At 71.9% G+C, this 25,941-nt stretch carries 18 protein-coding genes; 4 read left to right on the forward strand and 14 right to left on the reverse strand.

Features of this window, described 5'->3' with window-relative positions:
• Positions 1–255: 255 nt before the first annotated feature.
• The 3 genes from ACFYW9_RS12595 to thyX form a co-directional block, all read right to left on the reverse strand.
• Positions 256–1,941, reverse strand: a complete 1,686-nt coding sequence (locus tag ACFYW9_RS12595) for a ribonuclease J (RefSeq protein WP_351869871.1) — start codon at positions 1,939–1,941, stop codon at positions 256–258.
• 131 nt (positions 1,942–2,072) lie between these two features.
• Positions 2,073–2,972 (reverse strand): 4-hydroxy-tetrahydrodipicolinate synthase, encoded by a 900-nt coding sequence (gene dapA / locus ACFYW9_RS12600; protein WP_326785143.1) that lies wholly within the window; start codon positions 2,970–2,972, stop codon positions 2,073–2,075.
• 211 nt (positions 2,973–3,183) lie between these two features.
• Entirely contained in the window at positions 3,184–3,924 is a 741-nt protein-coding gene (gene thyX / locus ACFYW9_RS12605; protein WP_351869865.1) for an FAD-dependent thymidylate synthase, read from the reverse strand.
• 294 nt (positions 3,925–4,218) lie between these two features.
• On the opposite strand from thyX, the gene ACFYW9_RS12610 reads away from it, so the two are divergent.
• Both ACFYW9_RS12610 and ACFYW9_RS12615 read left to right on the forward strand, forming a co-directional pair.
• Positions 4,219–4,458 carry a hypothetical protein gene (locus tag ACFYW9_RS12610; protein ID WP_351869862.1) on the forward strand — a complete coding sequence of 80 codons (240 nt, stop codon included), beginning with the start codon at positions 4,219–4,221 and terminating at the stop codon, positions 4,456–4,458.
• 89 nt (positions 4,459–4,547) lie between these two features.
• Positions 4,548–5,105 carry a PH domain-containing protein gene (locus tag ACFYW9_RS12615; RefSeq protein ID WP_389148374.1) on the forward strand — a complete coding sequence of 186 codons (558 nt, stop codon included), beginning with the start codon at positions 4,548–4,550 and terminating at the stop codon, positions 5,103–5,105.
• Positions 5,106–5,169: 64 nt separating this feature from the next.
• Here ACFYW9_RS12615 and ACFYW9_RS12620 read toward each other — a convergent pair whose 3' ends face one another.
• The 5 genes from ACFYW9_RS12620 to rpsO form a co-directional block, all read right to left on the reverse strand.
• Positions 5,170–5,622 carry a hypothetical protein gene (locus ACFYW9_RS12620; RefSeq protein ID WP_351869856.1) on the reverse strand — a complete coding sequence of 151 codons (453 nt, stop codon included), beginning with the start codon at positions 5,620–5,622 and terminating at the stop codon, positions 5,170–5,172.
• A 31-nt stretch (positions 5,623–5,653) separates the two neighbouring features.
• Positions 5,654–6,406, reverse strand: coding sequence for a 4-hydroxy-tetrahydrodipicolinate reductase (gene dapB / locus ACFYW9_RS12625; protein ID WP_326785148.1), 753 nt, complete (start codon positions 6,404–6,406; stop codon positions 5,654–5,656).
• A gap of 38 nt (positions 6,407–6,444) precedes the next feature.
• Positions 6,445–7,824: a pitrilysin family protein gene (locus ACFYW9_RS12630; RefSeq protein ID WP_326785149.1), complete on the reverse strand. Its 1,380-nt coding sequence runs from the start codon at positions 7,822–7,824 to the stop codon at positions 6,445–6,447.
• Complete coding sequence (locus ACFYW9_RS12635; protein WP_389148379.1) at positions 7,821–10,037, reverse strand: polyribonucleotide nucleotidyltransferase; 2,217 nt, start codon at positions 10,035–10,037, stop codon at positions 7,821–7,823. The genes ACFYW9_RS12630 and ACFYW9_RS12635 overlap by 4 nt, the downstream gene beginning before the upstream one ends.
• A 362-nt stretch (positions 10,038–10,399) precedes the next feature.
• Positions 10,400–10,690, reverse strand: coding sequence for a 30S ribosomal protein S15 (gene rpsO / locus ACFYW9_RS12640; RefSeq protein WP_081219736.1), 291 nt, complete (start codon positions 10,688–10,690; stop codon positions 10,400–10,402).
• Between the two features lie 263 nt (positions 10,691–10,953).
• Here rpsO and ACFYW9_RS12645 point away from each other — a divergent pair, with 263 nt between their 5' ends.
• Both ACFYW9_RS12645 and ACFYW9_RS12650 read left to right on the forward strand, forming a co-directional pair.
• Positions 10,954–11,250, forward strand: coding sequence for a DUF397 domain-containing protein (locus tag ACFYW9_RS12645; protein WP_351869844.1), 297 nt, complete (start codon positions 10,954–10,956; stop codon positions 11,248–11,250).
• Between the two features lie 443 nt (positions 11,251–11,693).
• Positions 11,694–15,410: an SCO5717 family growth-regulating ATPase gene (locus tag ACFYW9_RS12650; protein WP_389148383.1), complete on the forward strand. Its 3,717-nt coding sequence runs from the start codon at positions 11,694–11,696 to the stop codon at positions 15,408–15,410.
• 133 nt (positions 15,411–15,543) lie between these two features.
• Here the strand turns inward: ACFYW9_RS12650 and ACFYW9_RS12655 are convergent, their stop codons facing one another.
• From ACFYW9_RS12655 to infB, 6 genes are all read right to left on the reverse strand, one after another.
• Positions 15,544–16,497, reverse strand: coding sequence for a bifunctional riboflavin kinase/FAD synthetase (locus ACFYW9_RS12655; protein ID WP_351869838.1), 954 nt, complete (start codon positions 16,495–16,497; stop codon positions 15,544–15,546).
• A 230-nt stretch (positions 16,498–16,727) separates the two neighbouring features.
• A complete protein-coding gene (locus ACFYW9_RS12660) occupies positions 16,728–20,549 on the reverse strand; it encodes a serine protease (protein ID WP_389148387.1) in 3,822 nt (1,273 codons plus the stop codon).
• Between the two features lie 267 nt (positions 20,550–20,816).
• Complete coding sequence (gene truB / locus ACFYW9_RS12665; RefSeq protein ID WP_351869832.1) at positions 20,817–21,722, reverse strand: tRNA pseudouridine(55) synthase TruB; 906 nt, start codon at positions 21,720–21,722, stop codon at positions 20,817–20,819.
• Positions 21,719–22,174, reverse strand: a complete 456-nt coding sequence (rbfA, locus tag ACFYW9_RS12670; protein ID WP_351869830.1) for a 30S ribosome-binding factor RbfA — start codon at positions 22,172–22,174, stop codon at positions 21,719–21,721. The genes truB and rbfA overlap by 4 nt, the downstream gene beginning before the upstream one ends.
• Positions 22,175–22,217: 43 nt before the next feature.
• Positions 22,218–22,511 carry a DUF503 domain-containing protein gene (locus ACFYW9_RS12675; RefSeq protein WP_326785157.1) on the reverse strand — a complete coding sequence of 98 codons (294 nt, stop codon included), beginning with the start codon at positions 22,509–22,511 and terminating at the stop codon, positions 22,218–22,220.
• 268 nt (positions 22,512–22,779) lie between these two features.
• Positions 22,780–25,926, reverse strand: coding sequence for a translation initiation factor IF-2 (gene infB / locus ACFYW9_RS12680; RefSeq protein ID WP_351869827.1), 3,147 nt, complete (start codon positions 25,924–25,926; stop codon positions 22,780–22,782).
• Between the last annotated feature and the right edge of the window lie 15 nt (positions 25,927–25,941).

A 25,941-nucleotide genomic window follows, 5' to 3' on the forward strand; every position in this document is an offset into this window, starting at 1 on the left:
GCGTTTCCGACTCTATCAGACCGTTTCCGTATCCGATTTCCTCGGTGCTTTCCAGGTAATCCGCTCTCGCGTTTCCCTTTCCGGCGGCTCCGACTTTATCAGATTCTCTGAGTCGGAATTTCCACCCTGTCCGGGGAGTGCCTCCGGAGCGTGAAGCTTCGGGGTTTCCGTTCGGGCGGAGACGTAAACGTACTGGAGCGGAGCGCCACGATGCAAATCGAGGTGCTCCGCTCCAGGTTGGGGCGTTGCCGGAGGTCAGACCTCGACGACGACCGGGAGGATCATCGGGCGCCGGCGGTAGGTGTCGGACACCCACTTGCCCAGCGTGCGACGGATGAGCTGCTGGAGCTGATGGGGCTCCACCACACCGTCCTGGGCCGACCGCTCCAGGACCTCCGTGATCTTCGGGATGACGTCGGCGAAGACCGCGTCGTCGATGCCGGAGCCACGTGCCTGCACGTGCGGGCCGGCCGTGAGCTTGCCGGTGCTGGCGTCCATCACCACGAAGACCGAGATGATGCCCTCGTCCCCGAGGATCTTGCGGTCCTTGAGCGCGGGCTCACCGACATCACCGACCGAGAGACCGTCGACGTAGACGTACCCGGCCTGGACCTTGCCGGAGATCTTCGCCTTGCCCTCGATCAGGTCGACGACGACGCCGTCCTCGGCGATCACGATCCGGTCGTGCGGGACACCGGTCAGGGCGCCCAGCTCGGCGTTGGCCCGAAGGTGACGCCATTCGCCGTGGACCGGCATCAGGTTGCGCGGCTTGCAGATGTTGTAGAAGTACAGCAGCTCGCCCGCGGAGGCGTGTCCGGAGACGTGCACCTTGGCGTTGCCCTTGTGGACGACCTTCGCGCCCCAGCGGGTCAGGCCGTTGATGACGCGGTACACCGCGTTCTCGTTGCCCGGGATCAGCGACGACGCCAGGATCACCGTGTCGCCCTGGACGATCCGGATCTGGTGGTCGCGGTTCGCCATCCGGGAGAGCGCGGCCATCGGCTCACCCTGGGATCCCGTACAGACGAGGACGACCTCGTGGTCCGGAAGGTCGTCGAGCGTCTTGACGTCGACCACCAGGCCCGGCGGGACCTTCAGATAGCCGAGGTCGCGCGCGATGCCCATGTTGCGGACCATCGAGCGGCCGACGAAGGCGACCCTGCGGCCGTACTCGTGGGCGGTGTCGAGGATCTGCTGGATGCGGTGCACATGGCTGGCGAAGCTCGCCACGATGATCCGCTTGCTGGCGCCGGCGAAGACCTGGCGCAGCACGTTCTGGATGTCGCGCTCGGGCGGGACGAAGCCCGGGACCTCGGCGTTCGTGGAGTCCGAGAGGAGGAGGTCGATGCCTTCCTCGCTCAGCCGGGCGAACGCGTGCAGGTCGGTGAGCCGGCCGTCCAGCGGGAGCTGGTCCATCTTGAAGTCGCCGGTGTGGACCACCATGCCCGCGGGGGTGCGGATGGCGACCGCGAGGGCGTCCGGGATGGAGTGGTTGACCGCGACGAACTCGCAGTCGAAGGGGCCGATGCGCTCGCGGTGGCCCTCGGCCACCTCGAGCGTGTAGGGCCGGATGCGGTGCTCCTGGAGCTTCGCCTCGATGAGCGCGAGGGTCAGCTTGGAGCCGATCAGCGGGATGTCCGGCTTCTCACGGAGCAGGAAGGGCACGCCACCGATGTGGTCCTCGTGGCCGTGCGTGAGCACGATGCCCTCGATGTCGTCGAGGCGGTCCCTGATGGACGTGAAGTCCGGCAGGATCAGGTCGATTCCGGGCTGCTCCTCCTCGGGGAAGAGCACTCCGCAGTCGACGATCAGGAGACGGCCTCCGTATTCGAAGACCGTCATGTTCCGGCCGATTTCGCCGAGGCCGCCGAGCGGGGTGACCCGCAGGCCGCCCTTCGGGAGGACCGGCGGTTTGCCGAGTTCAGGATGCGGATGACTCAAAAGACTCTCCTCACCACGCGCGCCACGTACCTGGCAAGGCACGTGGCGCGCGTGACGTTCGTGCAGTAGCTGTTATGTGGGGTGCAGGCCCGTGGCCTGCGGTCGGGCGTATTAAGTTGTGAAGTCTGTGGTCAGAGCTCTACCCCGCCGGCGCCAAGATCGATCTTGAGCTGGGTGGTCTCCTCGGGCGACAGTTCGACCATCGGGGCGCGGAGCGGACCGGCGGGCAGGCCCTGGAGGGCGAGTGCGGCCTTGGTCGTCATCACGCCCTGGGTGCGGAACATGCCGGTGAAGACGGGGAGCAGCTTCTGGTGGATCTCGGTGGCCTTCTGGACGTCCCCCGAGATGTACGCGTCGAGCATCGCGCGCAGTTCCGGGGTGACGACGTGACCGACCACGGAGACGAAGCCCACCGCGCCGACGGAGAGCAACGGCAGGTTCAGCATGTCGTCGCCGGAGTACCAGGCGAGGCCGGAGCGGGCGATGGCCCAGCTGGCGCGGCCGAGGTCCCCCTTGGCGTCCTTGTTCGCGACGATACGCGGGTGCTCGGCGAGTCGCACCAGAGTTTCGGTGTTGATCGGGACGCCGCTGCGGCCGGGAATGTCGTAGAGCATGACCGGCAGTTCGGTCGCGTCGGCGATGGCCGAGAAGTGCCGGTACAGGCCCTCCTGCGGGGGCTTGTTGTAGTACGGCGTCACGGTGAGCAGGCCGTGCGCGCCGGCCTTCTCGGCGTCGCGGGCGAGCTCGATGCTGTGGCGGGTGTCGTTCGTGCCGACGCCGGCGACGATGTGGGCGCGGTCGCCGACCGCCTCCAGCACGGCGCGTACCAGCTCCGATTTCTCCGCGTTGCTGGTGGTCGGGGACTCACCGGTGGTGCCGTTGATGATCAGGCCGTCGTTGCCTGCGTCCACCAGGTGGGTCGCGAGCCGCTGAGCGCCGTCGAGGTCGAGTCCGCCGTCCGCCGTGAAGGGCGTGACCATGGCGGTGAGGACCCTCCCGAAGGGGGTCTGCGGAGTGGAGGTCGGAGCCATGGGTAATACGCTACTCGCTGCTCACCGCGCGGTCTGCCCTCGGGAGACACGACAAAGCATGACAAAGGTGGAACCCGGCACTGCCTGCTCGGGGGTTCAAGCAGTACCGGGTCCGTTTGATCAGGCTAGATGAACTTCGCGAAATGCCGCAATACGGACACTTCGCTCGGATGATCCGTACATCTGTGCCGGACCGGTGCTCAGTGGCGTGTCAGGGCGCCACGCGCCCGTTGGCGTTGTACGCCGCGTGCGTGAGCGGCATGAGCCCGGCCCACTCCGCCTCCATCTTCTCGGCGACCATCTCGATCTCCCGCTGCGGGAACGACGGCACCCTGGCGAGCTCGTGCTGGGTGCGCAGTCCGAGGAAGTGCATCAGGGAGCGGGCGTTGCACGTGGCGTACATCGAGGAGAAGAGTCCGACCGGAAGGGTGGCGCGGGCGACCTCGCGGGCGACACCGGCCTTCAGCATCTCCTGGTACGCGGCGTAGGACTGCCGGTACGACTCCTCCATGGCCGTGGTGACGGTCCTGTGCTGTTCGGGGGTGCCCTGGACGAACTCGTACTTGCCGGGGCGCCCCTGCTGGACCAGCTTGCGGTCCTCACCGGGAACGTAGAAGACCGGCTCCAGCTCCCTGTAGCGGCCCGATTCCTCGTTGTACGACCAGCCCACGCGGTGCCGCATGAACTCACGGAAGACGAAGATCGGGGCGCTGACGAAGAAGGTCATCGAGTTGTGCTCGAAGGGGCTGCCGTGCCGGTCCCGCATCAGGTAGTTGATCAGGCCCTTGGAGCGCTCCGGGTCCTTCTGCAGCTCTGCCAGCGACTGCTCCCCCGCGGTGGACACACGGGCGGCGAACAGCACGTCGGCGTCGGAGGCCGTGTGCTTGATCAGCTCGACGGTGACATCGCTGCGGAAGAGGGGCTTGAGGTCGTCGGCTGGGGTGTCGGTCACGGTGCGCGGGGTCCTTCCCATCACTGGCTCGGGCGGCGACCACTCTACGGCCAGGCGTCAGTCCGGCGTCCGCAACCGGGCGTTCGGTGCCCGCCGCGACATTCATCGGCGAACTTCTGCGAATTCGGTGATTCCGGGCACCTCTTGTAACGTTCGGCCGTCTGTATGAGTGGGAGCGATGCGTTCGAGCTGTTCGAGCCGATCGCACCACTTGCCACCGGATCGCCCAGGTCACCGGATCACCCGGATCACGTCGCTGGGCCCGGCGAAGCCCCCAGAGGAGAAGCACCGCCCATGTTCCGTCGGCGCGAGCCCGTCCCGTTCGCCTTCACCGCCGAAGCCGACCCGTTCCGCAGCAATGTCGCTCCCCCGCCCCGCGAGCGGTCCTCCGCCGGGCAGATAGCCGGCCGGTGCCTCTTCGGCCTCACCCTGGCCGCCGGGATCGCCGGGGCCCTGGTCCTCGGCATGCCCGCCCTGTCCCAGGATCCGTCACCTGCGCAGACGCAGCACTCCGTGGCGTCGGACGGCCGCTGACTCTTCCGGACCCCCGAGGGTGGTGAGCCGGTAACCGGCTCGATAACCTCACCGGGCACAGCCCATCGTGGAGCGAGTGAGGATCAGTCGTGCCCCTGCCCTTCCTGACGGCGGACCGCGCCTTTGACGAGGCGGCGGAGGATGTCGCGCTGCCCTTCGACGACCGCGACCGCTGGCGGCGCCCCTACCGGCCCGGCCCATGGCGGGTGGGCGCGGCCGCGCTCGTCCTCCTGCTCGCCTCGTACGTGCTCGTCGCGGCCGTCATCATCGCCGTCGCCGGGACGCTGCCCGGCGCCGCCGCCTGCATGGCCGGCGCGACGGCCGTCATCCTGTGCGCGCTGCGACTGCTGCGCATGGGGGTGTGGGTCAGCGCCCGAGGGCTGCGCCGGGTGGGCTTCTTCGTCACGCGGACGACCCCGTGGGAGCAGGTCGTGGCGGTGCGCACGGTGCAGCAGCCGGTGCGCTGGCTGGGGCTGCCCCGTACGGTCCAGGGCCAGGCCCTGACGCTGGTGGGCGCGGACCGCGCGCCCGGGGACGTGCCGCCGCTGATGACCACGCACAACGCCGACTTCCTGGCACGCACCGAGGCCTTCGACCGGGCGGCGGACGTCATAGAGGTGTGGGCCGACGAGTACCGCCGGGCCTGAGACATCACGGCGAAGGGGCCGGTCCGCACACTGTGCGGACCGGCCCCTTCGCCGTACGGCCTGGTCAGGCCTCCAGGGTCCTGCCCTCGTGGAGGGCGATGGCCCGTTGCATGGCCTTGCGGGCGCGCGGGGTGTCCCGGGCGTCGTGGTAGGCGACGGCGAGGCGGAACCAGCTCCGCCAGTCGTCCGGGGCGTCCTCGGTCTCGGCCTTGCGGCGGGCGAAGACCTCGTCGGCCGAGTCGCGGTCGATACGTCCGCCCTCGGTGCGCCGCAGCTCGTCGACGGGCAGTCCGCCCTCCGCGTCGAGCACGGCGGAGAGCCGGTTGGCCTTCCGGACGAACTGGGTGTTCTGCCAGAGGAACCAGACGCCGATGACCGGCAGGATGAGCACCGCGACCCCGAAGGTGACGGTGATCAGGGTGCCGTTCTGGATGAGCAGCACGCCCCGGCTGCCGACCAGGACGAAATAGACGACCAGGACGGCGGCCGTGATGGCATAGGTGATCTTCGCGCGCATGTCTGCCGGCTAACTGTCGTACGTCCCCGGCTCAGCCGAGGTCGAGGAAGTGTTCCAGGCCGAAGGTGAGGCCCGGGGTGGTCACCACGCGGCGGGCGCCGAGCAGGATGCCCGGCATGAAGCTGCTGTGGTGGAGGGAGTCGTGGCGGATGGTCAGGGTCTCGCCCTCGCCGCCGAGCAGGACCTCCTGGTGGGCCAGGAGGCCGCGCAGCCGGACCGCGTGCACCGGGACGCCGTCGACGTCGGCGCCGCGGGCACCGTCCAGGGCGGTCACCGTGGCGTCGGGCTGCGGGGCGCTGCCCGCGCGCTCCCGGGCCGCCGCGATGAGCTGAGCGGTGCGCGTGGCGGTGCCGCTGGGGGCGTCCACCTTGTTCGGGTGGTGCAGTTCGACGACCTCGACGGACTCGAAGTAGGGCGCGGCGACCTCGGCGAACTTCATCGTCAGGACGGCCCCGATGGAGAAGTTGGGCGCGATGAGCACGCCCGTCTCCGGGGACGCGGCGAGCGAGGTGCCGAGCTGTGCGAGACGCTCCTCGGTCCAGCCGGTCGTGCCGACCACGGCGTGAATGCCGTGCCGGACGCAGAAGTCGAGGTTGCCCATCACCGAGGCCGGGGTGGTCAGCTCGACCACGACCTGGGCGCCGGCCTCGACCAGCGTCTCCAGCTTGTCGCCGCGGCCCAGTGCGGCCACCAGCTCCATGTCCTCGGCGGCCTCGACGGCTCGTACCGCCTCGGCTCCGATCCGGCCCTTGGCACCGAGGACCGCCACGCGCAGCTTGCTCATTGCTTCGTTCCTTACCGAGACGGGATTCGAGACGGGATCTACGCGACCGCGTCGTGCAGTCGGGACGCCTGCTTGTCCTTGACCGGGCCGATGACCGCCAGCGAGGGGCGCTGTCCGAGGACGTCCCGGGCGATGGAGCGGACCTCGTCCGGGGTGACCGACGCTATCCGGGCGAGCATGTCGTCGACCGACATCTGCTCGCCCCAGCACAGCTCACTCTTGCCGATGCGGTTCATCAACGCGCCGGTGTCCTCCAGGCCGAGGACCGTGGAGCCCTGGAGCTGGCCGATGGCGCGGCCGATCTCGTCGTCCGAGAGGCCGTGCTCGGCGACCTGGTCCAGTTCGTCGCGGCAGAGCTTGAGGACGTCGTGGACCTGGCTCGGGCGGCAGCCCGCGTAGACGCCGAAGAGGCCGCAGTCGGCGAAGCCCGAGGTGTACGAGTACACGCTGTAGGCCAGGCCGCGCTTCTCGCGGACCTCCTGGAACAGGCGCGAGGACATGCCTCCGCCCAGGGCGGTGTTCAGGACGCCGAGGGCCCAGCGGCGGTCGTCGGTGCGGGCCAGGCCCGGCATGCCGAGGACGACGTGGGCCTGCTCGGTCTTGCGGCCGAGGAGTTCGACGCGGCCCGCGGTGCGGATGCTGCGCCGGCCGTCGCGCGGGGCGATGGGGGCCGCCTCGGCGTTCTTGAAGGCGCCGGCCTTCTCGAAGGCGGCACGGACCTGGCGTACGACCTTGTTGTGGTCGACGTTGCCCGCGCAGGCCACGACGAGGTGCGTCGGGTCGTAGTGCTTCTTGTAGAAGCGGCGGATGCGGTCCGCGGTGAGGGCGTTGACCGTGTTGACCGTGCCGAGGACCGGACGGCCGAGGGGGGTGTCGCCGAGCATGGTGTGCGCGAACAGGTCGTGCACGCAGTCACCCGGGTCGTCCTCGGTCATCGCGATCTCTTCGAGGATGGCGCCGCGTTCGACGTTGACGTCGTCCTCGAGGATGAGCGAGCCGGTCAGCATGTCGCAGACGACGTCGATGGCCAGCGGCAGGTCGGTGTCGAGCACGCGTGCGTAGTAGCACGTGTACTCCTTGGCCGTGAACGCGTTCATCTCGCCGCCGACCGCGTCGATCGCCGAGGAGATGTCCAGGGCGGACCTGCGGCTGGTGCCCTTGAAGAGCAGGTGCTCCAGGTAGTGCGTGGCGCCGTTCAGGGTCGGCGTCTCGTCGCGGGAGCCCACGTGCGCCCAGATGCCGAACGTGGCGGAGCGCACGGAGGGGAGCGTCTCGGTGACGATGCGCAGGCCGCCGGGCAGGGTGGTCTTGCGGACCGTGCCGATGCCGTTCGCGCCCTTGATGAGGGTTTGGGTACGGGCGACGGCCCGCGCCTCCGAAGAGGTGCGGGCCGTCGTCGTGGAGCTACTCGACGTCACTGGTCGGTGTCGTCCTTCTTGTCATCGTCGCTTTCGCCCTCGACCACGGGGATCAGGGAGAGCTTGCCGCGGGAGTCGATCTCGGCGATCTCGACCTGGACCTTGGAGCCCACGGCCAGGACGTCCTCGACGTTCTCCACGCGCTTGCCGCCGGCGAGCTTGCGGATCTGCGAGATGTGCAGCAGACCGTCCTTGCCCGGCAGCAGCGACACGAACGCGCCGAAGGTCGTCGTCTTCACGACGGTGCCCAGGTAGCGCTCGCCGACCTCCGGCATGGTCGGGTTGGCGATCGAGTTGATCGTGGCGCGCGCGGCCTCGGCCTGCGAACCCTGGGCGGCACCGATGTAGATGGTGCCGTCGTCCTCGATCGTGATGTCGGCGCCGGTGTCCTCCTGGATCTGGTTGATCATCTTGCCCTTGGGGCCGATGACCTCACCGATCTTGTCCACGGGGATCTTGACGGTGATGATCCGCGGGGCGTTCGGGGACATCTCGTCCGGCGTGTCGATCGCTTCCATCATCACGTCGAGGATGTGGAGGCGGGCGTCGCGGGCCTGCTTGAGGGCCGCGGCCAGGACGGAGGCGGGGATGCCGTCCAGCTTCGTGTCGAGCTGGAGGGCGGTCACGAACTCCTTGGTGCCGGCGACCTTGAAGTCCATGTCGCCGAAGGCGTCCTCCGCACCGAGGATGTCGGTGAGGGCGACGTAGTGCGTCTGGCCGTCGATCTCCTGGGAGATCAGACCCATGGCGATACCCGCGACGGCGGCCTTCAGCGGCACACCGGCGTTGAGCAGCGACATGGTCGAGGCGCAGACCGAGCCCATGGACGTCGAGCCGTTGGAGCCGAGGGCCTCGGACACCTGACGGATCGCGTAGGGGAACTCCTCGCGGGTCGGCAGGACCGGCACGATCGCGCGCTCGGCGAGCGCGCCGTGGCCGATCTCGCGACGCTTCGGGGAGCCGACGCGGCCCGTCTCACCGACGGAGTACGGCGGGAAGTTGTAGTTGTGCATGTAGCGCTTGCGGGTCACCGGGGAGAGGGTGTCCAGCTGCTGCTCCATGCGGAGCATGTTGAGGGTGGTGACGCCCAGGATCTGGGTCTCGCCACGCTCGAACAGCGCCGAGCCGTGCACGCGCGGGATGGCCTCGACCTCGGCGGCCAGCGTACGGATGTCCGTGACGCCACGGCCGTCGATGCGGACCTTGTCCTTGATGACGCGCTCGCGGACCAGCTTCTTGGTCAGCGAGCGGTACGCGGCGGAGATCTCCTTCTCGCGGCCCTCGAACTGCGGGAGCAGCTTCTCGGCGGCGATCTCCTTGACGCGGTCCAGCTCGGCCTCGCGCTCCTGCTTGCCGGCGATGGTGAGCGCCTGGGCGAGCTCGCTCGTGACCGCGGCGCTGAGAGCCTCGAAGACGTCGTCCTGGTAGTCCAGGAAGATCGGGAACTCACCGGTCGGCTTGGCGGCCTTCGCGGCGAGGTCCGACTGCGCCTTGCACAGGACCTTGATGAAGGGCTTCGCGGCGTCGAGACCGGCGGCCACGACCTCCTCGGTCGGCGCCTCGGCGCCACCCTGGACGAGCTGGATCGTCTTCTCGGTGGCCTCGGCCTCGACCATCATGATCGCGACGTCGCCGTCCTCCAGGACGCGACCGGCGACGACCATGTCGAAGACGGCGTCCTCGAGCTCGGTGTGCGTCGGGAACGCGACCCACTGGCCGTTGATCAGCGCGACGCGGACGCCGCCGACCGGGCCGGAGAAGGGAAGACCGGCCAGCTGCGTGGACGCGGAGGCGGCGTTGATCGCCACGACGTCGTACAGGTGGTCGGGGTTGAGGGCCATGATCGTCGCGACGACCTGGATCTCGTTGCGAAGGCCCTTCTTGAAGGACGGACGCAGCGGGCGGTCGATCAGACGACAGGTGAGGATCGCGTCCTCGGAGGGACGGCCCTCACGGCGGAAGAAGCTGCCGGGGATCTTGCCGGCGGCGTACATCCGCTCCTCGACGTCCACCGTCAGGGGGAAGAAGTCGAGCTGGTCCTTGGGCTTCTTCGAAGCGGTGGTGGCCGACAGCACCATGGTGTCGTCGTCCAGGTACGCGACGGCGGAGCCGGCGGCCTGCCTGGCCAGCCTGCCCGTCTCGAAGCGGATGGTGCGGGTGCCGAAGGAACCGTTGTCGATAACGGCCTCGGCGTAGTGGGTCTCGTTCTCCACTAGCGTTTTCTCCTCGTCTTCGTCCCGTCCTGCCCGTGTGGCAGGGGGACGGTGGCGGAGAAGCGCTCCTTCTCGTGCGGGCCGGTCTTCGATCGAAGCACCCGGGGCTCTGTCGCCCGGGGGCCACTACCGAGGACCGGCGGCGATGGGGCGCGCTTCTCCTCGTTCGTTGTCGTGAGATGCCCTACCCGGCGGGTACGGCGTCGTCACGCTGTGTTCGTCCGTGCTGTTTCCTGCGTATTGCGTTGTGCTACCACACTACAAAGCGTCGGTGACACTCCGCACGTAGAGAGCACCTGAGGCAGCACATACAGCAAAAGGAGCGGCCCCCAAGAAGTGGGAACCGCTCCCTTCACGGCGTCTTACTTGGCGCCGCCGGCCGCACCGCGGCGGATGCCCAGGCGGTCGACCAGCGCACGGAAGCGCTGGATGTCCTTCTTGGCCAGGTACTGAAGCAGGCGGCGACGCTGGCCGACCAGGATCAGAAGACCACGGCGGGAGTGGTGGTCGTGCTTGTGGGTCTTGAGGTGCTCGGTCAGGTCCGAGATCCGGCGCGAAAGCATGGCGACCTGGACCTCGGGGGAGCCGGTGTCGCCCTCCTTCTGACCGAACTCGCTGATGAGCTGCTTCTTCGTAGCGGCGTCGAGCGGCACGCTTACTCCTTGTAGTCTCGTGTCTGCCACCGAGTGCCCCTGGTCGAATTCTCAGGGGAGCTTCCGTGACTCGGAAGGCGGGGATCCGCTGGGCGCGGCCTCCAGAGCAGCGCTCCGGGGGTGCGTACACAAACGGCCGTTACACAGGGTACCAGCCTGGGCGGATACGTCTGTCCGGGTCCACGAACCTTCCCGGACGGCGCGGACCGGGCCACTAGGGTGACGGCAGAGGTCATTCGTACGTGGGGAAGGGGCCGGCGAACATGGCCGAGGAGACGGAGAACGACGTCAAGGCGCGCAAGGAGCGGGAGAAGGACGAGCTCTACGCGCTCGACATCTCGGGTGTCGCGTGGGAGAGCGCGCCGGGCACCGAGGAGCACGAGGAGCGGGTCGAGATCGCGTATCTGCCCGGGGGCGCGGTGGCCATGCGGTCGTCGCTCGACCCGGGGACGGTCCTCCGGTACACGGAGGCGGAGTGGCGGGCCTTCGTGCTGGGCGCGCGGGACGGCGAGTTCGACCTCGAGCCGGCTCCGCACGCGGGTGGTCCGCACACGGAGTAGCGGGCCGTCGGGAACCCAGGGGCCGGTGCGGAGACATGCCGCGGCGGCCCTTTCGTCTGTCCGCCCCGGCGGCGCGTCCGCGGGAGGCGCGTGAACACCCAGTGAGCGACCGTGCGGCAAGTGACCGTCCGGGTGCCGTCGTTTGTCCGCTTACGGGGTCAATAGTGAGCGTACGTACGCCACTTCTGGGCAGGGTGTGCCGTAACGGGTCGCAGCGGTGCGGTGGACGGGCCTGCCCCGCGAACAGTCATGGTGATTAGGCTGGGACGGGGCGCGACGCCTGAACCCGTGCACGGGAGGCTCGCGTTATCCGGGGGGCCGGTCAATTCGGGCGGTCTCGTACGCACTTCGGGCGGCCTCGGTCGTCCGTGAACGTCAGCGGACGACAAGCAGACGGTCGGCCCGGCACGGCTTGAGGGTGCTCGACCACACCAGGAGGAATTGTGAACAGCGATCGGGACGGGATCCGCGGGGGCTGGGCGACGCCCGGCGATGACCAGTCCGACGCCGAGTCCGCCGTCGAGACGACGGGCGAGTTCACCATCGACTACGCGCCGCCCGCCTGGTACACGCAGAACGCCTCGGCCGGTTCCGGGGATTCGGGGGGCACGGGCGACGCGGGGGACTCGGAGGGTCCGGAGGACGCGGAGGAATCCGACGGCCCGAAGGAGTCCGGGGACGTGGGGGAGTCCGAGGAGCGGCGGGAGTCGCCGGGGCCGGAGGATTCGGCACCCGCGGGTGACGCGACGGCCGCGGACGGACCGTCTGCCGCTCCGGTGACGGTGACCGGCTCGGCGCCCGTCGACGGCCCCGAGGCCGTCCTGCCGCCCGTCGTGCAGCCTCACGCCGGACAGCCCGGCGTCGCACCCCACTTCGTACAGCCCGACGCCGTGCAGCCCGACGCCGTGCAGCCTCACGCGCCCGTGGCGGATCCGGTCGCCGATGCCGGTGGCCCGAGCGCTCTGCCGCACCTCCCCGCGGGCGGATTCCCGGCGCCGTGGACGCCCGCCGCTCCGCCCGTCGCCTCCGATGCCGCTCCCGGCGTACAGGATTCCGGGAGCGGGGACCTCGACAGCGGGGCGACCATGCGGTTCTCCGCTGTCGCGCTGAAGCGTGAGATCGCGGAACGGACGGCTTCCGAGGACGCCGGGACCGAGGACGCTCCGGCCGTGGACACTCAGGCCGAGGCCGGCCCCGCCGAAGGCGAAGGCGACGACCGGGGTGACGACGGCACGGTGCGGGGCGAGGACGGAGCCGAGGCCCCGGGCGCGGCCTTGACCGTGGTCCGGCCGGGTGACGTGGGCCGGTCCGGGCAGCCGGTGCCCGCCCAGCCCGTGGCCGCTCCCGGGCCCGCGCCCGTCATCGATCCCGTGCTCGCCTATCAGTCGCTGGAGGCGGCCTCCCAGTCCCAGCGCGCCGGCGTGGCCGACGCGCCGGTGGCGGACCGGGCGGCCGACGCCATCGCCGTCGCCGCTTCCCCCGGCGCCGAGTCCGCCGAGGAAGCGAACGCCGCCCCGGCCGGGACCGACGGCGAAGCCCGGGACGGGGCCCCCGACGCCGTGCCGCCGGGATCGTCGGACGACGAGACCGGTACGGACGCCGCTGCCCCCGGAGCCGTCGACTTCGAGCTCCAGGACGCCTCCCCCCAGGACGGCGAGCCCCACGGCAGCGAGCCCCAGGACGCGGTGCCCGTGGTCCGGCCGGAGGAGCCCGAGAGGGTGCAGGACACGCCTCCCGCCTGGGCTCCGCCGCCGCTGCCGCAGGGTGGGCTGCCGCCGTTGCCGCCCGCCTACCAGCCCGCGGCCCCCGCACCGGCTCCGCACTGGCCCGCCTCCACGGAGCCCGCGCCGGCCGCGCAGGACCAGGTGCCGTACCAGGCGCCGATGCCGCAGCAGGCGCCCGTGGCCCCGGCCCCGGGCCAGCCCTTCCAGCCGCCCGCCTCGGTACCGGCTCCCGCCCCGGGCCAGCCCTTCCAGCCGCCCGCCTCGGCGCCCGCGCCCGGCCAGCCCTTCCAGCCCCCGGCACCGCAGCCCGTGCCGTCGGCGTGGTCCTCGCCCGGCGCTCCCGGTCCCGCGGGTCCGCCTCAGGCGCCCGCGCCGGTACCGCCGGCGGAATTCGAGAACACCGCGCCCGCTCCCCCGCAGGCCGCCCATCCCTCGGCAGCACCCGCTCCCGGGGCCCCGGCAGCGCCTCAGCAGGGGAGCTACGGCTTCCCCCAGTCCGGCACCCCGGACCCGGTCTCCGCCCCGCAGGGCAGCTACGGCTTCCCGCAGCCCGGCCCGCCCGCTCCGGCGGCCCCGCCGGTCCAGGCACCGGGCTACGGCTTCCCTCAGCCCGCACCGGCACCGGCCCCGGCCCCGGAGCAGCAGGCGCCTGGCCGGCCCGCCCCCGCACCGGGCTACGGCTTCCCCCAGCCGAACACCGCGCCCCAGGACCAGCAGCCGGCCCACCCCGCCGCCCCGCAGGCCCCCGGCTACGGGTTCCCGCAGCAGAACGCCCCGGAGCAGCAGGCCCCCGGCTACGGATTCCCGCAGCCGGCCCCGGCCCCGGAGCAGCAGGCGCCTGGCCGGCCCGCCCCGGTCGCCCCGCCCGTGCCGGGTGCCGTGCCGCCTCCGAACGCTCCGGCTCCCGCTCCTCAGCAGGGCTACGGATTCCCGCAGTCGGCGGCCGGTTCACCCGCACCGCAGCCGGGCTACGACCTCGCGCAGCCGCAGGCCCCGGCATCGACCGCCCCGCCGTACCCGGCGCCGGTGCAGCCGCAGGCTCCGCACCAGCCGGGCCCGCCGCCGGCGCAGCAGCAGCCCGCCGCGCCGACCGCCCCGGTCGACCCGCGGACCGGTACCGCCTGGCCGCAGCCCGTGCGACACGATCAGCGGCAGCCGACCAACCCCGGTGCGGCCCCGCTCGGTTACACCGCGGCGGTGGAGCTGTCCTCCGACCGGCTGCTCAACAACAAGCGGCAGAAGGTCAAGAGCGGCCGGCCGGCCGCCGCGTCGTCGCGTTTCAAGCTGGGCGGGAAGAAGGAAGAGGCCGAGCGGCAGCGGAAGTTGGAGCTGATCCGCACTCCGGTGCTGTCCTGCTATCGGATCGCCGTCATCAGCCTCAAGGGCGGTGTCGGCAAGACGACCACGACGACCGCGCTCGGCTCCACGCTCGCCACCGAGCGCCAGGACAAGATCCTCGCCATCGACGCCAACCCGGACGCCGGCACGCTCGGCCGCCGGGTGCGCCGCGAGACCGGGGCCACCATCCGTGACCTCGTGCAGGCGATCCCGTACATCAACTCGTACATGGACATCCGGCGGTTCACCTCCCAGGCGCCCTCCGGGCTGGAGATCATCGCCAACGACGTCGACCCCGCCGTGTCCACGGCCTTCAACGACGAGGACTACCGGCGCGCGATCGACGTCCTGGGCAAGCAGTACCCGATCATCCTGACCGACTCCGGAACGGGTCTGCTGTACAGCGCCATGCGCGGGGTGCTCGATCTCGCCGACCAGCTCATCATCATCTCGACGCCGTCCGTGGACGGGGCGAGCAGCGCCAGCACGACGCTGGACTGGCTCTCCGCGCACGGGTACGCGGACCTCGTCTCGCGGTCGATCACGGTCATCTCCGGAGTGCGCGAGACCGGCAAGATGATCAAGGTGGACGATATCGTCAGCCACTTCGAGACGCGCTGCCGCGGTGTCGTGGTCGTGCCGTTCGACGAGCATCTGTCCGCGGGCGCCGAGGTCGACCTCGACATGATGCGGCCCAAGGTGCGCGAGGCGTACTTCAACCTCTCGGCGATGGTCGCCGAGGACTTCGCGCGGCACCAGCAGTCGCACGGGCTGTGGACGAACGACGGCAACCCGCCGCCGGTGGCCGCGCCGCCGATGCCGGGTCAGTACGTCCCCGGACAGCAGGCTCCCGGGCAGTACGTCCCCGGGCAGCAGGTTCCGGGTCAGCCGGCGCCCGGGCAGGCTCCGCAGCAGCCCCAGCAGCCGTACGCCCAGCCGGGACAGCCCTACCCGCAGCAGCCCGGTCAGCCGTATCCGCAGGCGCCGGGGCAGGGATACCCGCAACCGCCGCAGCCGGGGCAGCAGTTCCAGCCCGGACAGGCCTACCCGCCGAACCCGGGGCAGAACCCGCCGCCTCCGGCACCCCCGCAGCAGTAGCGTCCGGCCGGCTCCTCCGAGGGGCCGGACACGGCGAAGACCCGCACCGTCCATGGACGGTGCGGGTCTTCGCGTACGTACGGGGGATCCGGAGAGGGACCGGGCGAGAACAGAGGGAAGGCGGGAGGAGGGGCTACTCCCCGTCGTACGCCTCGATCAGCTCCCGCGAGCGCTTCACGTCGTCGGTGATGGCCACCAGCAGCGCCTCGATGGAGTCGAACCTGGCCTGGCCGCGGACGAACGCGAGGAAGTCGACGGCGACGTGCAGGCCGTAGAGGTCGAGACCGACACGGTCGATGGCGTACGCCTCCACCGTGCGCTCGGTGCCGTCGAACTGCGGGTTCGTGCCCACGGAGATCGCGGCGGGCATGGCCTCGCCCTGCGCGTGCAGCCAGCCGGCGTAGACGCCGTCGGCGGGGATCGCCGTGTGCGGGAGGGTCTCGACATTCGCCGTGGGGAAGCCGAGCTCGCGGCCGCGCTGGGCACCGCGGACGACGACGCCCTCGACGCGGTGCGGCCGGCCGAGGATCTCGCGCGCGCCCTCGACATCGCCCTCGACGACGAGGCGCCGCGTGAGGGTCGAGGAGAACGGCTCGCCGCCGCCCGCCTCACCGGACACGAAGAGGTCGACGACCTCGACCTCGAAGTCGTACGTCTCCCCCTGCTCGCGCAGGAAGCCGACGTTGCCCGCGGCCTTGTGGCCGAAGCGGAAGTTGGGGCCCTCGACGACCGCCTTGGCGTGCAGTTTGTCGACCAGCACCTTGACCACGAAGTCGGCGGGCGACAGCTTCGAGAACTCGGTGGTGAACGGCAGGATGAGCAGGGCGTCGACGCCCAGTTCGGCCATCAGTTCGGCGCGGCGGTGATGCGGGGCGAGCAGGGGCGGGTGGCTGCCGGGGCGGACGACCTCGCTGGGGTGCGGGTCGAAGGTGACCACGACGGAGGGGACGCCCAGAGCCCGTGCGCGGTCCACGGCATGCCGGATGATCAGCTGGTGTCCGCGGTGCACCCCGTCGTAGGAACCGATGGTGACGACGCTGCGCCCCCAGTCCTCGGGGATGTCCTCCAAGCCACGCCAGCGCTGCACTGTGACCGCTCCTTGTCGAACCCGTGTCCGTGATTGCCTTATTCGCAGCTCTAAGGGTGCCATGCCGTGCGCTCTCGGCTTGCATCGGCATCAGGCTGTGACCGATCGCTCAGCGCCGCGGGGTGCGGTGCCGAGTCCGACGAGGTGCGGCCGCCGGGCCCGGTGCGGGGTCCGGCCCGGCGCGCGGCGGTGAGCCCGGTGCGGTGCGGAGTCCGGTGCGTGGGCGTGGTTCAGGCGGGCGCCCGTGCCCCGGCCAGGTTCTCGATCAGGTGGCGGGTGCCGGGGCCGACGACGCCGTACCACTTCTCGGGAGCGCCGGTCACCCAGCGGTCCACCAGGGCGGCGAAGCCGGGAACACGCCGGGCCAGGTCGGCCAGGCCCCGGTCGAAGGCGGTGGCCCCGGCCGGGGTGCGCAGGAGGAGGAGGCCGACGCGGTGCACCAGCTCACGGGTGGGTCCCTCGCCCCCGCGGTGGAGGCCGTCGGCGGCGGCCCTCAGCACGGTGCCGAGAACGGCCTGATCCCGCTCGTGCGCCAGCAGCAGATCGAGCAGTTCGCGCCGCAGCGGGGCCGACGCCTGGTCTCCCGGCGACGCGAGGACCTGGGCGAGCGCGCTCCGCACCGGCGGGCCGCACATCTCCAGCAGTCCGCTGACCAGGGGGAACAGCGCCCCTTGGGGAGCACTTCCGTGGTCGATGCGCCGGTCCACGTCCGCGGCCACGTAGGCGGCGACTCCGGGGCACAGCTCCACGGTCTCGCGCACCAGAGCGGCGACCGGGCGGGCCAGCGCGGGGGTGGTGACGTCGGCGAGGGCGCCCAGCAGCTCACCCGTGTCGGGGCCGAGGCGCCGCAGCCGTTCGCGGAACGCGGCGAGCACGGGCTCCGGGTCGGTGGCGAGCGCGGCGGCCGGCGCGCTCGGCGGCAGCCGTGGGTCACCGGCCGCGAAGCGTTCCAGTGCCTGCGGCAGGCAACGGGCACGCGCGAGCGGATCCTGTACGAGGATGCCGAGCGCCCCGCCGTGCAGGGTTCGGTCGGCGGGACGGGCGAGCAGGCCGAGAGCGGCGTGGCGCAGCAGCTCGCGGTCGGCCGGGGTGGCCGCGAACGGTGCCGCGCGCAGCCCGAGGGCGAGGGCCGCCGCACGCCGCTCGGGCCGTTCGTCGCGCGCCCACCGGTCGACCGCCCGGCACACGGCCGACGGCTCCTCCTCGGCCAGCACGGCCAGCAGTTCGTCGCCCCGTGGATGGGCGTCGGCCATGAGGGCCTCGGTCAGGTCGTCCGGGGCGCGCCGCCGGTGCGCGTACAGCAGTGCCTGCGCGGCCGTCGCCACGGTCGCGTTCGGTGTCGCGGGCAGGGGCCGCTCGTCGTCGAACCAGCGGGTGAGGTGGCGGTGCACGGCGACGGGGTCGGCGGCGAGGAGACGGGAGACGGTGTCGAGATGGCGCGGGGCGGCGGGCGCCTCGCCCGGGTGCGGGGGCTCGGTGGCCGGGGCCCGGCGGGGGTCGGCGGCCACCAGGCGCCTGAGCAGGTCGAAGCGTTCCGTGTCCGGGACGGGCAGCTCCACCCAGAAGGCCGGGCCGAACGCGGCCGGTACGGCTCTGCCCTGCCGCCGCCACACCACGATCCGCTCGGCGAGGAGCCGCAGCGCGCCGAGGTACGGGGTCGCGTCGGGCACGCGGAGCAGGACGGTCGCGCAGAGGCGGGTCGCCCACCAGAGGGGGTCGCCGTGCCGGGCGGTGAGCCGGTCCGGCGCTTCCGGCAGCAGGTCGCCGACCGCGTGGACCAGGTCCTCGAGGTGGAGTGCCAGTTCGGCGGTGGCCTGTTGACGGGCCAGCAGGAGCAGGGTCTCGACGACGGGGCCGATCCTGTGGCCGGGTACGGGAAGGGCGCTTGTTCCGTCGGCGGGGGGCCTGGAGTCACGGGCCCCGGCGTCGGGAGAGGCGGACCGGGCACGGCGGGCGTGCCGGCGGCCGGACACCGTGGCCTCCGTACGGCCGAGGCCGATGCCGGTATCCGTGCCGGTTCCGACGCCGGTGCCGCGCCTGCGGTGGACCAGGCTGTCCAGCGCGGCGTCCAGGTCGAGGTGGGTGCCCTGGATCCAGTCGGCGAGCTCCTCGTCGGCGAAGCGGTAGCCGTCCCCGGCGGGGACGAGGAGCCCTTCGGTGAGGACGGCGGACGCCCAGCCGGTGATGCCCGCGAGAGGTCCCCGGGCGGGGCCCCAGGGAAAGACGCTCTCGAAGGAGGCCCGGTCCAGCTGGCCCTGTCCGGGGCCCAGGCAGCGCCGGGCGGCTTCGTGCACCTGGCCGGAGACACGGGCCGCGAGCCTGCGTACGGCGGCGCCGCGCAGTCCGTTCGCCGCGGCGAGCCGGACCGCGACGCGCAGGCACATCAGGTCGAGGTGAGCGGCGAACACGTCGTCGCGGTCGAGCTGCCTGGACGGCAGGTCCACGGGCGCGGCCCGCACCTCGGAGAGCAGGCGCAGCACCAGCGGACGACGGGCGTCGGCCGGCACGAGGACACCGTCCGGAATCCCGGCACGCGCCCGCGCCAGCCGCCCCTCCGCCTCGGTCAGATCACCGAGCAGCACACACGCGGGCAGGGTCCCGCCGGCGTCCGGCGACGCGGGTCCGTCCGGGGCCGGCGTCCGCCGGCCGTCCGGGTCCGGTGCCGGGCGGTGCAGCAGGGCCGCGGGAAATTCGGCCCCGGCCCGTTCCCAGTACTCCGCGCGGCAGGCGACCACGAGTCGGGTGCCGGTCCGGGTCAGCCAGTCCGCCGTCGCCTCGGTCCAGGCGGGGAGGCGGTGGGCGAGTTCGGGGGGCATCTCCTCGGGGCCGTCGAGGAGGAACAGCAGCGGCCTGCCCGCGGCGTGTGCGGACCCGGCCAGGCGATCCGGCGCGATGTCGCCGAGTTCGCCGCCGTATCCCTCGGGAGGCAGCACGCTCGTGTCGGCCGGGGCCCGCCGCGCGGCCGCCGTCCCGGTCGCTCCGTGGCCCCGTCGCGACGCGGCCACGATCCGGCCGGCGCGTTCCAGGGCACGCGCCGCCGCGTCGGCCACCGAGATGTCGTCGGCGCGCAGGTCGGCACCGCGCAGCCAGAGGGTGGGAGCCGGTTCGGGACTCCGGAGGCGGCGGGCGGCGAGGGCGGCCAGTTCCGTCGTACGGCCGCTGCCGGGCGGGCCGACGAGCCCGAGGACGACGGCCGGGCCGCTCTCGAAGGCCGCGAACTCCCTGCCGACGCCGGCCCGTTCGACGATTCCGGGCTGCGCGCCCACGGCTCCGGACGGGACCGGCGGGCGGGGCCCGTCCGAGCCCACCGAGGTCGCGGTGAGCTCCAGCGCGCCCGCGAGGTTCAGATCGGCGCCGTACGCGGGCACGGTGGCCGCGTTACGGGCCAGCAGTTCGGCGAGCGGGCCCGCGCCGCGCCGCAGGGGAACGGCGAGTCCGGGCGCCCGATGGCCCGCCGGGGTCTCCCCGGGCGCGGTGCCGTCCGGGGTGCGGGCGCGCGGGGCGGTGCCGACGACCGCCACCACGGCGCCGGTACGGGCGTCGAGGACCGGCCCCCCGGTCGCTCCGCCGCCCGGCCTGAGCGCGTCCGCGCCCGCCGTGCCGATCGCCAACTCCAGTGCGCCGTGGAGGAGATGGGCGTCGCCGGGGGACGGGTACGCCACAGGGGCGGAGCCCAGCACGCGCGCCTCGCGCCAGCCGCCCGCGGCGATCCTGACGTACGTGCCGGTCCCGACGCGGTCCCGCACGGTGACGGGGAGCGGGCGGAGGCCGAGACCTTCGGTGCGTACGAGGGCCAGACCGAGGCCGGGCAGCGGTGTGACGGCGTCGGCGCCCAGCACGCAGGTGCGGTCGCCGGGGGCGTGCAGGACGAGCCGGGCCAGTCCGTCGACGGCCTCGTGGCTGGTGATCACGGTGCCGTGGTGGTCGGCCGCGAAACCCGTGCCGCGCGGGCGGCCGGCCGGGTCGCAGACGCGTACGAGGGCGTCGTCCCCCGTCTGTCCGGCGTCGTCCGCCGCCTCGTCGTTCCCGGTCCGCGGGCCTCGCCCCGCCATACTCGAACCTCCCCGCCGCGCTCCTGCTCCGACGGTAGGGGCGAGGTGATCAGCGGGACAGCTCGCGTGGCGAACGCGCCCCCCTCTACTCCCCCGGTTCACTCCGAGCGCCCGCCCGATGGGGTGAATACGGCAGATCGGATGGATACACCCTTGGTGGGGGAACCGAGGGGGGACCGTGGAGCGGCGGGCACGAGACCCCGTAACCGCCGCTCCACGGGCAGACGTGTCCGCCCCTGCCGCGCGCCCGGCAGGGGCGCGCGGTGCTCAGGCGAAGACGGCCAGGCTCTTGGCCTTGCCCTTCTGTTCCTCGACCAGCGCGAGGAACCGGCCCTCGGGGTCGAAGACCGCCACGGTGCCCTTGCCCGCGTACTCGTCGGGCATCTCGAGCCGGACGCCGTTGAGCAGCAGCCGGGCCCGCTTGGAGTCCACGTCCCAGCGCGGGAACGCGGCCGCGGCCGCGTCCGCGAGCGGCATCACCGTCAGCTCCTCCTGGAGCTGGTCGAGGGTGCGCGCGGAGTCCAGCTTGTACGGGCCGACGCGGGTACGGCGCAGGGCCGTGAGGTGACCGCCGACGCCCAGGTCCGCGCCGAGGTCGCGGGCGATCGCCCGGATGTACGTCCCGGACGAGCAGACGACGGAGACGACCAGGTCGAGCACCGGGGTGCCGTTCTCGGCGACCGCGTCACGGATGTCGTACACCGCGAAGGACGAGATGGTCACCGGGCGGGCCGGGATCTCGAACTCCTCGCCCTCGCGTGCCCTCTTGTACGAGCGCACACCGTCGATCTTGATGGCGCTGACCTTGGACGGCACCTGCATGATGGCGCCGGTCAGCTTGGCCACCCCGGCGTCGATCGCGTCGCGCTTCACGCCGGAGGCGTCCGCCGAGGAGGTGATCTCGCCCTCGGCGTCGTCGGTCAGCGTGTTCTGGCCGAGCCGGATCGTGCCGAGGTACTCCTTCTCGGTGAGCGCGAGGTGCCCGAGGAGCTTGGTGGCCTTCTCGACACCGAGGACGAGAACGCCCGTCGCCATGGGGTCGAGGGTGCCCGCGTGGCCGACCCGGCGGGTTCTGGCGATCCCGCGCATCTTGGCGACCACGTCGTGCGAAGTGAAGCCCGACGGCTTGTCGACGATGACAAGCCCGTCGGGCGTTTTGGTCTTCTGCGTCATCGAGCCGAGTCGTCCTCGTCCTCGTCGTCCTCGCCCGGCTTCTTGTACGGGTCCGCGTCACCCGCGAAGGCCGCGCCGGCCGAGACCTCGCGCACCTTCGCGTCCGAGGCCCGTGCCTTGTCGAGCAGGTCCTCGATGGTCTTGGCGGTGTCCGGCAGGGCGTCCGCGACGAACGTCAGCGTCGGCGTGAACTTCACGCCCGCCGCCGCGCCGACGGCCGAGCGGAGCACGCCCTTGGCGCTCTCCAGGCCCGCGGCCGCCTCGGCACGCTGCTCGTCGTCCCCGTACACCGTGTAGAAGACGGTGGCCTCCCGGAGGTCCCCGGTGACCCGGGTGTCCGTGATGGTGACGTGAGTGCCGAGCCGCGGGTCCTTGATCCCGCGCTGCAGCTTCTGGGCCACCACCTCTCGGATGAGGTCCGCCAGCCTCTTCGCCCGCGCGTTGTCGGCCACTGGTCCGTCTCCTTCTTCGCCTTGCGTGTTGCGTCGGTCTTCGTCAGTCTTCGTCGGTGTGGAGTCTGCGTCGTACCGACAGCAGTTCCACCTCCGGTCGCGCCGCGACCAGTCGTTCGCACCGGTCCAGTACGTCCGTCAGGTGTTTGGTGTCCCCGGAGACCACCGCCAGGCCGATCTCGGCCCTGCGGTGAAGGTCCTGGTTGCCCGTCTCGGCGGCACTCACCGCGTACTTCCGCTGGAGTTCGGCGACGATCGGCCGGACGAGAGAGCGTTTCTCCTTGAGCGAGTGGACGTCGCCGAGGAGCAGATCGAAGGACAGCGTCCCCACATACATGTGTAACCGGATGTCCCGCCGGTACGGGGTAGATGGCCTGCCAATGCACTTGGCAGGGACATCAGAACCGTACAACGAACCGTCGGCTCGCTCGACGGGGTTTCCGGGCCCGGGCCGTACACCGGACGGGTGACCCGGCACGGTGACCGGCCGGGGCCGGTCACGCGATTCCCCGCGCCCCGGGAAGGGACGCGGGGAATCGCGTGATCTCGCAAAAGCCAGGCTGGCCGGCGGTGACTGCTCACCGCCGGCCAGCCTGGGAACCGCTTTACGAGCGCGGCTTCTCGCGCATCTCGTACGTCGCGATGACGTCGTCGACCTTGATGTCGTTGAAGTTTCCGAGGTTGATACCGCCCTCGAAGCCTTCGCGGATCTCGGTGACGTCGTCCTTGAAGCGACGCAGCCCGGAGATGTTGAGGCTCTCCGCGATGACCTTGCCGTCGCGGATGAGGCGCGCCTTGGTGTTGCGCTTGACCTCGCCCGAGCGGACCAGGACACCGGCGATGTTGCCCAGCTTGGACGACTTGAAGACCTCGCGGATCTCCGCCGTGCCGAGCTCGACCTCCTCGTACTCCGGCTTGAGCATGCCCTTCAGGGCCGCCTCGATCTCCTCGATGGCCTGGTAGATCACCGAGTAGTACCGGACGTCGACGCCCTCGCGCTCCGCCATCTGCGCCGCGCGGCCCGCGGCGCGGACGTTGAAGCCGATGACGATGGCGTCGGAGCCGGTCGCCAGGTTGATGTCGGACTCGGTGACCGCACCCACACCGCGGTGCAGGACGCGGATGTCGACCTCTTCGCCGACGTCGAGCTGGAGCAGCGAGGACTCGAGAGCCTCCACCGAACCGGACGCGTCGCCCTTGATGATGAGGTTGAGTTCCTGCACCAGACCGGCCTTGAGGGCCTCGTCCAGGTTCTCCAGGGAGAACCGGACACCCCGGCGGGCGAAGTTGGCGTTGCGCTCACGCGCCGCGCGCTTCTCGGCGATCTGACGCGCCGTGCGGTCCTCGTCGACGACCAGGAAGTTGTCGCCGGCGCCCGGGACGTTGGTGAGACCGAGGACGAGGACCGGGGTCGAGGGACCCGCCTCTTCCACGTTCTCGCCCTTGTCGTCGAGCATCGCGCGGACACGGCCGTACGCGTCGCCGACCACCATGGTGTCGCCGACCCGCAGGGTGCCTCGCTGGACCAGGACGGTCGCGACGGCACCGCGGCCGCGGTCGAGGTGGGACTCGATCGCAATACCCTGCGCGTCCTGCTCCGGGTTGGCCCGCAGGTCGAGCGAGGCGTCCGCGGTCAGGACCACGGCCTCCAGCAGGCTCTCGATGTTGAGGCCCTGCTTGGCGGAGATGTCGACGAACATCGTGTCGCCGCCGTACTCCTCGGCCACCAGACCGAACTCGGTGAGCTGACCGCGCACCTTGGTCGGGTCGGCACCCTCGACGTCGATCTTGTTGACCGCGACCACGATCGGCACGTCGGCCGCCTTGGCGTGGTTCAGCGCCTCGATCGTCTGGGGCATCACACCGTCGTTGGCCGCCACCACGAGGATCGCGATGTCGGTCGACTTCGCACCACGGGCACGCATGGCGGTGAACGCCTCGTGACCCGGGGTGTCGATGAAGGTGATCTTGCGCTCTTCGTCGTTGACCTGGGTCGTGACCTGGTACGCACCGATGTGCTGGGTGATACCGCCGGCCTCGCCCGCGACGACGTTCGTCTTGCGGATGGTGTCGAGAAGGCGGGTCTTACCGTGGTCGACGTGACCCATGACGGTCACGACCGGCGGACGCGCGACGAGGAACTCCTCGCCACCCTCGTCCTCGCCGAACTCGATGTCGAAGGACTCGAGCAGCTCGCGGTCCTCCTCCTCGGGGCTGACGATCTCGAGGATGTAGTTCATCTCATCCGCGAGGAGCTTCAGCGTCTCGTCGGAGACGGACTGCGTGGCAGTGACCATCTCGCCGAGGTTCATCATCACGGCGACGAGCGACGCCGGGTTGGCGCCGATCTTCTCCGCGAAGTCGGTGAGGGAGGCACCGCGCGACAGGCGGACGGACTGTCCGTTGCCGCGAGGCAGCATCACGCCGCCGACCGACGGGGCCTGCATGGCCTCGTACTCCTGGCGCCTCTGCCGCTTCGACTTGCGGCCACGACGCGCGGGACCGCCGGGGCGGCCGAACGCACCCTGTGTGCCACCACGGGCACCGGGACCACCCGGACGACCGCCGAAGCCGGGACGGCCACCGCCGCCACCGCCGGGACCACCGGGACGACCGGCGAAACCGCCGCCACCGCCACCGGGACCACCGGGACGACCGGCGAAGCCGCCGCCACCGCCACCGGGACCGGCCGGACGACCGGCGAAGCCGCCGCCCGGACGACCGCCGCCGCCACCGGGACCACCGGGACGACCGCCACCGGCACCGGGACCACGGCCACCGGGGCCGCCGCCGGGACGCGGGCTGCCCGCGGCAGGACGCTGAGGCATCATGCCGGGGTTCGGGCGGTTACCGCCCGGACCGCCGCCGGGACGCGGAGCCTGCGGACGGGGCATGCCGCCCGGAGTGGGACGGGCACCGCCCGGACCGCCCTGCGGACGCGGAGCGCCGCCGGGACCGCCCTGGGGACGGGGAGCACGGTCCTGGCCGCCCGCGCCCTGCGGACGCGGACCACCGGGGGCACCGGCGCCACCGGGACGCGGGGCACCACCCGGACGGGGCGTCTGCGGACGCGCCATGCCGGTGGAGCCACCAGAGGTGAACGGGTTGTTGCCCGGACGGGGACCGGCCGGACGGGCGCCCGGACGCGGAGCCTGGCCGCCGGGACGCGGGGCGCCCTGACGGTCGCCGCGCTCGGGACGGTCGCCACGACCCTGACCACCCTGACCGGGACCACCGGCAGCCGGACGGGCACCGGGACGCGGAGCCTGGCCGGCGGGACGCGGGGCGCCCGGACGGGGACCCGCGGCGGGAGCCGAGGGGGTCTGCGGCGCGGCCGGCGCCGACGGGGGCGCGGTGAACTCGGCCGCGACCGGGGCCGGAGCCGCCGGAGCGGGCTTCGGGGCCGGCTTGGGGCCCGGAGTCGGGCGCGGGCCCGAGGCTGCCGGGGTGACCGGAGCGGCCGCGGGCTTCTCGGCCGCGGCCGGCTTCGGGGCCGGCGGGCGCGGGGCGGCCGGACGGGCAGCCTGCGCCGGAGAGGGGGCGCCCGGCTTGGCCGGGGAAGCCTTGCGCGGGGCGGGCTTGCCGCCACCGTTGCCCTGCTGGAGGGCATCTGTCAGTTTACGTACGACGGGGGCCTCGATCGTCGAGGACGCCGAACGGACGAATTCACCGAGTTCTTGGAGCTTGGCCATGACGACCTTGCTCTCTACGCCGAACTCCTTGGCGAGTTCGTATACCCGGACCTTAGCCACTTCGCTCCTTTTAGG

The organism is Streptomyces sp. NPDC002698 (assembly GCF_042888945.1).
In the GTDB taxonomy this organism is placed as follows: domain Bacteria; phylum Actinomycetota; class Actinomycetes; order Streptomycetales; family Streptomycetaceae; genus Streptomyces.